Here is a 10,249-nt window from a genome sequence, read left to right on the forward strand (position 1 = left end):
CTCATATCATTTCCTTAATCTATTGACGTTATTGTCTCAAAATTAAGTGTCCGATGGGATTAGACCAGAACATATTACAAAGTACTGGGCTCACTAAACCACTGGGGATCATTAAGGGCGGTTTAGCCCCGAAAGTCGCCAAGCAAGTACAAGACTTTATGCAGGCAAATTTCCATCGCCAAATTTACTTGCACGAATTAGCCGAGTTAGCGCAGCTTAGTGAATACCACTTTACCCGCATGTTTAAGGCCCACTTTGCCCGCACGCCGCAAGAATACTTAATGCAGCTGCGTATCGAGCAGGTTAAGCACTTATTAACCGGCCCGATGAAGCTCGCCGATATTGCCCTCGCTTGCGGCTTTTCCAATCAAAGCCACATGGGGCGTTTCTTTAAGCAGCTGGTGGGGATGACGCCCACGGTCTATCAAAAGTGCTTGGGGGTGAGGTGAGTTTTCAGCCTTATAGCCTAGATATATTTAGCTTAAAAAGCTATTTAATGGCAATTTACACTCACTCATCTGCATAAAATGAATATCACGAGGTTCTCGTGTAACTATGAGTATTTTCGCACCAACTTTGTTACAGCTTGGCAGCTTTGATAAAATATCTATCTACTCGACTAAATGAGTTGATTGTAGGCAGTGCAGTCTTTATTGCATGAACGACGTCATCCAAAGATCCCTCATCTACATCTACCAACTTTTCTCTAAGAAGCTTGAGTGTTTGATGGGGTACACCCATTTCATGAATAGCTGCGTAGCCCGCAGTAAGCTTCTGATTTTCCATGTCACTGATTATGTGACTGTAATCAAAGGTTAAGCCTGTACTTTCTTTCTTATTCAAGAAATACAAAATATCCGCAAATAATGACAAAAAGTTCGGGAAGCTAAAGCCATAGACATTTGAGATGATTTTGAGTTCATCATCAATTACACCTGACATTTGATCATCAAACTCATTTTGAGGGCAATCATCTTCTAGGAGTTGTTTGTGCTTCCATTCCATCTGTTGCTTGAGATAATGCTCAACGGAGTCAGCAGCTAAAAATGCACGAAACTTCCCACAAATGCTTGTTACAGGATCTTTTCCGTCTTTTGGCGTTACGGAAAATCCGTTCCGTGTCAGTACTTTTTTCCTAGCGTCAATAAATTGTTCCATAATAAAGTACAAAGCATCTGTAGTTGGTAGCTTAAAAAAATTCAACTGCTTATACAGTTCAAAATCATAGAGCTGAACATTCTCTAACGCCCTTAACAAGCACTCTATCTTCTCTACCTCAAATGAAGAATTGTTGCGGATTATCTCTGTAGGAATATCGGTTTCTTGACTGAAACGTTCCCATGCTTCTAAACCTCCTGAAGATAAGTGCTCACGATCTATTGAACCCAATAAGTTCAACGGACATTCACTGTCCTCGTCTCCTATTGGAATAACCAACTCGTCAGAGGCGTCATCGTCTGGTTGAGATTGCAGACAATAAACGCTACCTACAAAATGCTTATACATCCTTCCTGCTCGGCCTTTAATGTTGTTATGCGTAAATTTATCTATGCTCTCAAGCCCGTTATAGTTTTCGTATATAACAACATTCTTAGCTCGGGTGTTTACCCCTTCTATAATTGTTGAAGTACAGATTAAGACATTGTGCCTTCTTGACCGATTAAAGATATCAACAGAGAAGTGCTGCAACGCTCGTGGCAATACACCATGATGTAATACAACTCCATGCTTCAGAGCTTTACAATAGTTCCATCTAGAGTCATAAGTTTTCGACAACCAATCGATAAACTCACCCTCGAACTGTTCTTCAAATTCTCCTTCAGTCATCAATAACTGAGCTAGTTTATTGGCGGATTTTGGAGAACGGCAGTAGACTATCGTCTTTTCTCCCTCGCACTCTTTTAAAATCTGTAGCAGTACTTTTTTCTTCATTTCAGCATCGCTTGCAGCAATATCATAGTCCTTGACATCCACTGACACAGTCCGAAAGTCGCTACAAATAAAAGTAAAGTCTCCTACTAAACGCGATAAGCCTCTAACGTTCGTTATATTAGGCCCAATAAAGAACCACTGCTTAGACTTCTTAAGTAGCTGAGACAAAGAAATATTTAGAGATATGGCTCGTTCGTCATACTTCAGAAAGCCTTCACTATTGTACTTAAAGCCCAACTTATAGAACTCATCAATGATGAAAAGATCCACATTCTCGATATCACTCCTTTGGTTGGCTCTCTCCTGAGTCAGAACGAAAATTGTGGGTACGGTATCATCATAGTGTTGACTGTTATGGTGAATTATCCGATATAGGCCATCCAATGTGGTTGCCAATTTTTTTCTTGTCTCATCAATGAGCGCAATAGTAGGGACTATTAGAACAACCGTATGGTATCTATCTTTACTGAGCATATTTGCTAGTATTTCACTTTTACCCATACTTGTAGGAGCACTCAGCACAACGTTTTTACCATCACGCAACTGATTGAAAACCCGTGTCTGAGTAGCATGAAACACAATATCATTCCCTGCTACAGGTTTGTTTGCTTCGATTATTACAATGTCTTCAAGATCATGCTCATCAAATTCACTCTGAAGGTAAGGAAACAATCCTGCTTTCTTAACTAGATGCTTAAGAATTGAGTCGTAGCGGTGATACTTCTTCCTCTCATCTAATGCTCTTATCACCATATCACGGCCACTTGCAGCACTTATTGGATTAGATAGAAGCTCTGAAGCAGTTTTTAGGTAAACAATTGGGTTGATACTATCTTTAACGTCAATGCTCATGAAGATATCTTGCCTTTCAATTTGCTTAATATCGTATCGTTACATGGGGTCGGGAAAACATAGAACCCTAGACGAATTTGATTGAAGAAAGGATTCTTGGAAATCATTGAGTCATACATATATTTGATTTTGTCTTTTATTTCTTGGGTTAAATCGCCCTCACTAGTTGTGTAGTCATATGAAGGCAACCTGTAAGAAATAAAAACAATAAACTTGAATCGCTCTAGATGAGAGGAGAAACTATTTGAAGTATCTAGAATGGTATCAATATCATGCTTAAACAGATACTTATCATCTTTACCTTCCAAAATTATTTGTCGGTCTTTGTCCATATCAATAAACACTAGCTCATTCATCTTCTCACACAATCGTTCGATGACTTCAAAAATGTCATCGCCATTTTCTATAAATTCAGTTACGCCTATCCACAGTTCATGGTTGTTATCATTTCCACGCACTATGTGTACAGAGTCAAACTTCAGGCATTTAGCACTATTTGCAGCAAACATAACCATGGGTATTGGCTGTGCGACATGCTGCTTTCTTATAATGCTGTTCAAGATTGTTCTAGAAGTAACTACTTTTAAATCGAACTGCGCAATCCTAGAGCGAAGATCCATCGACGCGCTTATTGCTTGAGAATTAGCCGTAAGTTCCGACGGCCTGAGAAATACTTCGTCAACCCAATCGACAAGCATGTCTACCACATGGTCATACCTATATGCATTAAAATTGAATCCTTGTACGAATCCTCGCTTTCTTCGATTCTCTACACGTTCATCAAACAACGGAGTGACTATATCTGGCAAGTCGATGTCAGGATAAGCTTTGGGTAATAAAGCATTCTTCAAAGCAAAATCGCGTAATAAGTCGATAGCTTCATTTCGAGATAGAGTCTTATCTTGGACTGAACACGTTTTCTTACACAATTGACTCTTTCCATAAATTCTATTGCACAAGATTTCACCGAGTTGTCTCACTGATTCATTTGTAAGTACGCAGTTTAATAACTCTTCACTTGCAGATCGTAAATTATGCTCAACTTGCAGGACAACTAGCTCTGTAGAACAAAATACTCGCCATAACGTGTTATCAACCCAATAATCACCTCTATTACCATTATTAGAGATAAAATTTTTCCCTAATGCTGAGTTGATTGACCTAACTAATTGTTCCCGCCCAGTTTTAACCGCTCTGTTCTCTAAAGGTATTTCTAAAAAGCTTAAAGGCCCTTTTACTACACGATCAGTGACCATCATAAACTTGCTTACTAGGTTAGTATCTTTGTCTAGCTCCAAGCTTTTGTGTAATACAGATGAGTAAGGTTTTGGTTTCTTATCTTGAGTGGAGTTGCGACTCGCTTTTAACTCTGTCAAATTCCACCCGTTGTCTACAGTTCCTGTTTTTACCTGTACGTGCGTCACGATGTTCTTTGGGTGAAAAAGATCTATATCATCTCCAACTTCACAGCCAACTCCACTGATTCGATTATCAAGGAGCATCTCCGAAGCAAACAAAGTTGCTACGTAGTCTTGAAAGAAAAAGCCTTTTTTAGCCCCGACTCCACCACCATTGTTTTCATCCATCTGATACATAAGGGTATTCAGCTATCATTTACCAGTTCCACTCATTCTATCCCTTATATTTGATAAGTCTATTTGTTCATATATACAGGTGTAAACGTTAGTAATACCTTGTAAAAACAGTAATTTTTATCTAGGAGAAAAGATTTAGGCTTCAAAAAAGCGAAAACTACCCCATTAAGAGAGGAACTAAAGCATGAATAAGCACTAACTGAAAGTACAAACATTATCGCGGATTAAACGGTATCTGAATAAGTCAATCGACAATGGTCCTAAACAGCTTGCCCAACTGAGGAACAAAAAAAACCACCCGAAGGTGGTTTTGCATCTCTGCTCACTCGCTCGCTTTGCTTACGCGAGCTTTTCACATAGGCTAATTAAGTCAGCTTGGATCGCCCCAGCCGTCACTTCGCGCCCTGCCCCCGGACCTTGGATGATCAGTGGATTGGTGCGATACCAATTAGTCTCGATGGCAAAAATATTGTCACATGGCAACAGATTAGCAAAGGCGTGGTTATCCGCTAAGGCTTCAAGGCCCACGGTGGCTTTACCTTCAGCATCAAAACGCGCCACGTAACGCAACACTTTACCCTGCTTAGTGGCTTTCGCTAACTTCTCAGCTAATAGCTCATCTAACAAATGCGTTTTTTGCATAAAATCATCGGCTGAGCCTTGTTGCAATTCCTCAGGCACCAAAGATTGCAGCTCGATGTCTTTCTCTTCAATGTTAAGACCGGCTTCACGCGCCAATATCAGCAATTTGCGCATAACATCATTACCCGATAGATCTTCACGCGGGTCTGGCTCAGTTAAGCCTTGTTGCCACGCCTGATCAAGTAGTTCAGAAAATGCAATGGAACCATCATATTGCTGGAATAACCAAGACAGCGTGCCCGAGAAGATACCACTGATGCCTTGAATGGTGTCACCGGAGCCTTGCAGCATAGCCAAGGTTGGCTGAATCGGTAAACCCGCACCCACGGTTGCGTTATATAACCAATGGCCACCGTGATCGGCAAAGCTTTGTTTTACTTCATTGTAAAAGGCCAATTCAGCCGATCCCGCATATTTATTCGCCGCAATCACATGGAAGTGACGCGATGCAAACTCAGGGTAATAACGACTAACACTTTCGCTGGCGGTGATATCCAGCACCACTAGCTCATCAAATGGATGACGCTTGAGCTTGGATAGCATTTCTTCCCAAATGAACGGCTCTGGGGTAAAACCATTACTGATTTCTTGCGGCTCAAAACCATCAAAATCGACGATGCCACCAAGGTGGTTAAACACACCACATAGAGTGAGTTTTTGATTAAAGCGTTGCTCTACTTTGGTCTTTTCAACTTGGATAAGCTTGAGCCATTGGCCACCTATGTTACCGGTGCCAAATAACACTAAGCCAATGCGCTTAGGACGTTTGAATAAAGCCTCATGTAAGGTTTTAAGTAACGGCTCAAGTAAAATCTCACGCGTCACGGCGACCAGAGACAGCTTGCGTTCACAAGCTTGGATAAATTCCAGTGGCTGAGTCGATAAAGCGCGGTAGAAACGATAGCACTGCTCAGCGTTGTCACTCACACCATTACCAACAAGACCGACCATGCTATAACCAGCACGTAGCTCGACACTTTTTATTTCAGGCAGTGGATGGGCGTAGGCTTTAGCCACATCAAAAGCAGAGTCCGCCACTTCTGGAGTGTAAACCAAACGAATGATATTTTTCTTTTTGTCTTGATGTACCACCAGTGGAGCAACAAAATGCGCGCTAAGGTCGGCTTGTAGCGCCGTATTAGCCAACGCTAGATCTTGATCTGCTTCGAGCTCAACTTCAATAATACATGCCTGCTCGAGGCCAGTAACAATTTTAGCCGCGCCCAGCTTGTGCTGACGGCGTACAATTTGTGTCGAGCCTTCATCAGGCGCATAGCTTGAACGTAAGCTCAGGCGCTGTGAGCTTTCAATCACAGGCAATAATGTGCGAGCATGTAGTACTGGCGAGCCTAAGCGTGATAATTCAGCCGCTTCATCAAGGGATAAACGCTCCATTAACACGGCGTTTTTCACTTTACGCGGATCAGCACTGAATACCCCCGCTACATCACTCCAGATAGTGGTCGAAACCGCATTCGCGATGGCGCCAGTGACGGTTGCTGAGTAATCACTGCCGTTACGACCTAATGTCACGGTATGGCCTTCGCTGTCGGCAGCAAAGAAGCCGGTGATAACAACGCGATCTTGCTCCCGCCCCAATAACTGCTGGGTGAGTTTTTCACGAGACAAGTTAATATCAACCACTGGCTGCACGCTCATTTCGGCACTTAAGTAAGTACGAGAGTCTAACCAACTGGCTTTCAAACCAAGTTGCTTTAAATAAGTAGCAAGTAAACGTGCCGACCACACTTCACCAAAACTTAGTATTTCGTTGGTTTGATAACGGTCTAATTTGTTTTCGAGGATTAACGCCAAACGAGTGAGATCGTTGTCCAATGCAGCTAAGGCGTCAGCCTGAAGCTCACCATCCAACAAATCTGTTGCCAGATTGCGCTGAAAGTCTGATAGAGAAGCAAGGGATTCAGCTGCGGCGTTATCGCCATCTTTGGCATATTCAATAATTTCTATCAAACGGTTGGTGGTTTTACCTGCGGCCGACACTACTATCAAGTCGGTGCTACTTGAGTGCTTATCGATAATATTCGCCACTCGACGAAAACAGTTGGGATCAGCTAAGCTGCTGCCACCAAATTTATGCACATGTCTTGTTTGTTTCACCTTTACTTCTCCTGCGCCACAGCCTTAAAGGCATGATCTAAATCGGCGATTAAATCGTCGGCGTCTTCCAAGCCAACGGATAAACGAATAAGGGTACTGAATATGCCCGCTTCTGCTTGCGCCTCATCACTCATGGCGCGGTGTGTCATGGTAGCGGGATGCGCCACCAAACTCTCAACCCCGCCAAGGGATTCGGCGAGTGAGAATAATTGTAAATTTTCAAAGAATATCTGCAGCCCCTGCTCATCAGCGTCCAGATCAAAGCTAAACATAGAGCCAAAATCTTTTTGCTGGCGTTTTGCTATTTCATGGCCCGGATGGTCAGGCAAACTTGGATGATAAATCGTTTTAACCAGTGCTTGAGTTTGCAAAAAGGCAATGATGGCATTAGCGTTTTCTTGATGGTTACGAATACGCGCACCCAAGGTGCGAATACCGCGTAGGGTCATGTATGAATCAAATGCTGAGCCGGTTAAACCCAAACAGTTAGCCCACCAAGCTAAATCCTGACCTAAGGTTTCATCTTTCGTGACCACTGCGCCAGCCACCACATCTGAGTGCCCATTGATGTATTTGGTGGTTGAGTGAACGACTATATCTGCACCTAAATCAAGCGGCTGTTGCAGCGCTGGTGAAAGAAAGGTGTTATCAACCACGACTAACGCACCGACCGCTTTGGCTTGCTGACAGATTTTTTCAATATCGACTACACGTAATAATGGGTTACTCGGTGTTTCTAACCAAACAATCTTAGGTTTTTTTGCAATCGCAGCGGCCATTAACTCATCGTTACCTTGATCAATAAAGCTGACTTCAAAGGCATTTTTCTTAGCGCAACAATCAAATAAACGGTAACTGCCACCGTAGCAATCGTGAGGCGCAATTAATAAGTCGCTGGGGCCAAGTAACGCAGTCACCAAGTTTACTGCAGCCATGCCTGAGCAGGTAATAACACCCGTGGTGCCATTTTCTAATTTAGCAATCGCATCACCTAAGATGGCGCGAGTTGGGTTACCTGATCTGCTGTAGTCAAAGCCACGAATTTTATCGTAGCCCTCAAAGGTATAATTGGTACTTAAATAAATAGGCGGTACCACCGAGCCATGCTGGGTATCTGATTCAATGCCGGTTCTTACAGCTTGAGTGGCTTGTTTATACTGCGCCATTATTTAAAAACTCCAATAAAAATCATATATGGCAACTTTAAGCTAGCGAGAATAAGACGTCAACACTTCTGGACGTCTAAACGGCTCATTATTGTCATGGGTTGTGTTTTGATGAGTTAGTCTACCTGAGCAGGAGGAATGACAAAAATAAAACTTAACAGTCTGAACAACTTCTCATTTCAAGGATTAGCAATAGGAGTAATAAAGATCTAGCTTGGCACAAGGTAAAATTATGAATACAGCCTTCTAAACATCTTTACCGATAGATTGCCTATGCTTGGCCTAGGGGTTAGAATAACCCTGATTTTTGTAACGGGTAGTGAATAATGACGACGAAATGGAACGGTGAATACCTCAGCCCTTATGCTGAGCACGGCAAAAAAAGTGAGCAAGTTAAGAAGATCACTGTATCCATCCCACTTAAGGTATTAAAAATCTTAACTGATGAACGCACTCGCCGTCAGGTCAATAACCTACGCCACGCCACTAACAGTGAGCTATTATGTGAAGCCTTCTTGCATGCTTATACTGGTCAGCCACTTCCTGAAGACAGTGATTTACGTAAAGATCAAAATGATGGCCTGCCCGAGCAAGTGAAAAAAATTATGCTTGAGAAAGGCATCAGCATCGACGAATACGAAACCGAATAACATTTGTGATGCGCTGGTAAGTTACTCTCTCCGGCGCTATTGCCCCCTGCATTTAACCCCTCTCGCAAAAAACACATTTTTAATTTTCACCACTTCTCAGCCCGATTGTATCCTGTTAGATTAACAACACTAGAATAAAAGCAGGGAGCTTATTGTGCGACTTTTCGCTGTTGTAATATGCAGTACATTATCGTTACCACTGATGGCGTTTGCGACCACTAACGAGTGTGCCGAAGAATCGATTAAAATGGTGGCAAAATCAGATGCTACCGCTGGTATTGTACGTTATCAAAATTTAGTAATTGACTACGAGCAGTGCGAGGACATGGACGAGAGCTATGCTAAAGAGCTATATGACTTTAGCTATGATTTAACCTATAGCCAAGTATGCCACGGTGAAGAAGGATTTAAACTGGGTAAAGCGGGCAAAGGGCCAAATCCGGTATGTAAAGATTACGTCAATGCCGGTTACTATCGCCACCGCCATGCTCAAGGCATTGAACGCTATAAAGAAGATGTGCTAAGAAAAGCCAAGAAAGAAGCCGCAGCCAAAGCGGAATAGTCAGATCAGGCCAATGACCATGGTTGTTGGCCAACTTTACACAGCCTTTCATTTACACCAATCAACTTGAAGATGCATTTTTTTAAAGCACCTCATGATGCAATCTTTCGTTCGTTTAAATTCAGCATAATTTTTAGGCATTAAAAAAGGCCGCCGAAGCGACCTTGTTAGCGTGTTCTTAATCAATCGAACTTATTCGATGATTGAAGATACAACACCAGCGCCTACTGTACGGCCACCTTCACGGATAGCGAAACGTAGACCTTCATCCATTGCTACTGGAGCGATTAGCTCTACAACGAATTTAAGGTTGTCACCAGGCATTACCATTTCTACACCTTCTGGAAGCTCTACAGCACCAGTGATGTCAGTTGTACGGAAGTAGAACTGTGGACGGTAACCTTTGAAGAATGGAGTATGACGGCCACCTTCATCTTTGCTTAGTACGTATACTTCTGATTCGAACTTAGTGTGTGGTGTGATTGAACCAGGCTTAGCTAGTACTTGACCACGTTCAACGTCTTCACGCTTAGTACCACGTAGAAGAATACCACAGTTCTCACCTGCACGACCTTCGTCAAGCAGTTTACGGAACATTTCAACACCCGTACAAGTCGTCTTAGTTGTTTCTTTGATACCAACGATTTCTACTTCGTCTTGTACACGAACGATACCCGCTTCGATACGACCAGTTACAACAGTACCACGACCTTGGATAGAGAATACGTCTTC

7 protein-coding genes and 1 pseudogene are annotated in these 10,249 nt (G+C 42.5%); 3 read left to right on the forward strand and 5 right to left on the reverse strand.

Annotated features, from left to right (window positions below):
- Window positions 1-71 precede the first annotated feature (71 nt).
- A pseudogene (locus Q4519_RS20870) lies at window positions 72-449 on the forward strand (helix-turn-helix domain-containing protein); the annotation flags it as partial.
- Between the two features lie 130 nt (window positions 450-579).
- Here Q4519_RS20870 and Q4519_RS20875 read toward each other — a convergent pair.
- From Q4519_RS20875 to metB, 4 genes are all read right to left on the reverse strand, one after another.
- Window positions 580-2,784 carry a DEAD/DEAH box helicase gene (locus Q4519_RS20875; RefSeq protein WP_303515737.1) on the reverse strand — a complete coding sequence of 735 codons (2,205 nt, stop codon included), beginning with the start codon at window positions 2,782-2,784 and terminating at the stop codon, window positions 580-582.
- The gene (locus Q4519_RS20880) at window positions 2,781-4,370 is read right to left on the reverse strand and encodes a dsDNA nuclease domain-containing protein (RefSeq protein WP_303515739.1); all 1,590 of its coding nucleotides are present in this window, start codon (window positions 4,368-4,370) and stop codon (window positions 2,781-2,783) included. The genes Q4519_RS20875 and Q4519_RS20880 overlap by 4 nt, the downstream gene beginning before the upstream one ends.
- A 348-nt stretch (window positions 4,371-4,718) precedes the next feature.
- Window positions 4,719-7,139: a bifunctional aspartate kinase/homoserine dehydrogenase II gene (locus tag Q4519_RS20885; protein ID WP_303515741.1), complete on the reverse strand. Its 2,421-nt coding sequence runs from the start codon at window positions 7,137-7,139 to the stop codon at window positions 4,719-4,721.
- A 2-nt stretch (window positions 7,140-7,141) separates the two neighbouring features.
- Window positions 7,142-8,305 carry a cystathionine gamma-synthase gene (metB, locus tag Q4519_RS20890; protein WP_303515744.1) on the reverse strand — a complete coding sequence of 388 codons (1,164 nt, stop codon included), beginning with the start codon at window positions 8,303-8,305 and terminating at the stop codon, window positions 7,142-7,144.
- A 326-nt stretch (window positions 8,306-8,631) separates the two neighbouring features.
- Between metB and metJ the strand changes: the two genes are divergently transcribed.
- Together metJ and Q4519_RS20900 are read left to right on the forward strand one after the other, a co-directional pair.
- A complete protein-coding gene (metJ, locus tag Q4519_RS20895; RefSeq protein WP_232800648.1) occupies window positions 8,632-8,955 on the forward strand; it encodes a met regulon transcriptional regulator MetJ in 324 nt (107 codons plus the stop codon).
- A 154-nt stretch (window positions 8,956-9,109) separates the two neighbouring features.
- Window positions 9,110-9,517, forward strand: a complete 408-nt coding sequence (locus tag Q4519_RS20900) for a hypothetical protein (protein ID WP_232800649.1) — start codon at window positions 9,110-9,112, stop codon at window positions 9,515-9,517.
- Window positions 9,518-9,709: 192 nt separating this feature from the next.
- Here the strand turns inward: Q4519_RS20900 and Q4519_RS20905 are convergent.
- On the reverse strand, window positions 9,710-10,249 hold a 540-nt coding region (locus tag Q4519_RS20905), incomplete at its 5' end, for an EF-Tu/IF-2/RF-3 family GTPase (RefSeq protein WP_303515746.1).

It is taken from the genome of Motilimonas sp. 1_MG-2023 (assembly GCF_030547455.1).
Taxonomy (GTDB): domain Bacteria; phylum Pseudomonadota; class Gammaproteobacteria; order Enterobacterales; family CBDFNC01; genus Motilimonas.

Bases quoted from the DNA above. Each gene is read 5' to 3' on its own strand.
- Q4519_RS20875 (WP_303515737.1), bottom strand. From the start codon at position 2,784: ATGAGCATTGACGTTAAAGATAGTATCAACCCAATTGTTTACCTAAAA.
- Q4519_RS20880 (WP_303515739.1), bottom strand. From the start codon at position 4,370: ATGGATGAAAACAATGGTGGTGGAGTCGGGGCTAAAAAAGGCTTTTTC.
- metB (WP_303515744.1), bottom strand. From the start codon at position 8,305: ATGGCGCAGTATAAACAAGCCACTCAAGCTGTAAGAACCGGCATTGAA.
- metJ (WP_232800648.1), top strand. From the start codon at position 8,632: ATGACGACGAAATGGAACGGTGAATACCTCAGCCCTTATGCTGAGCAC.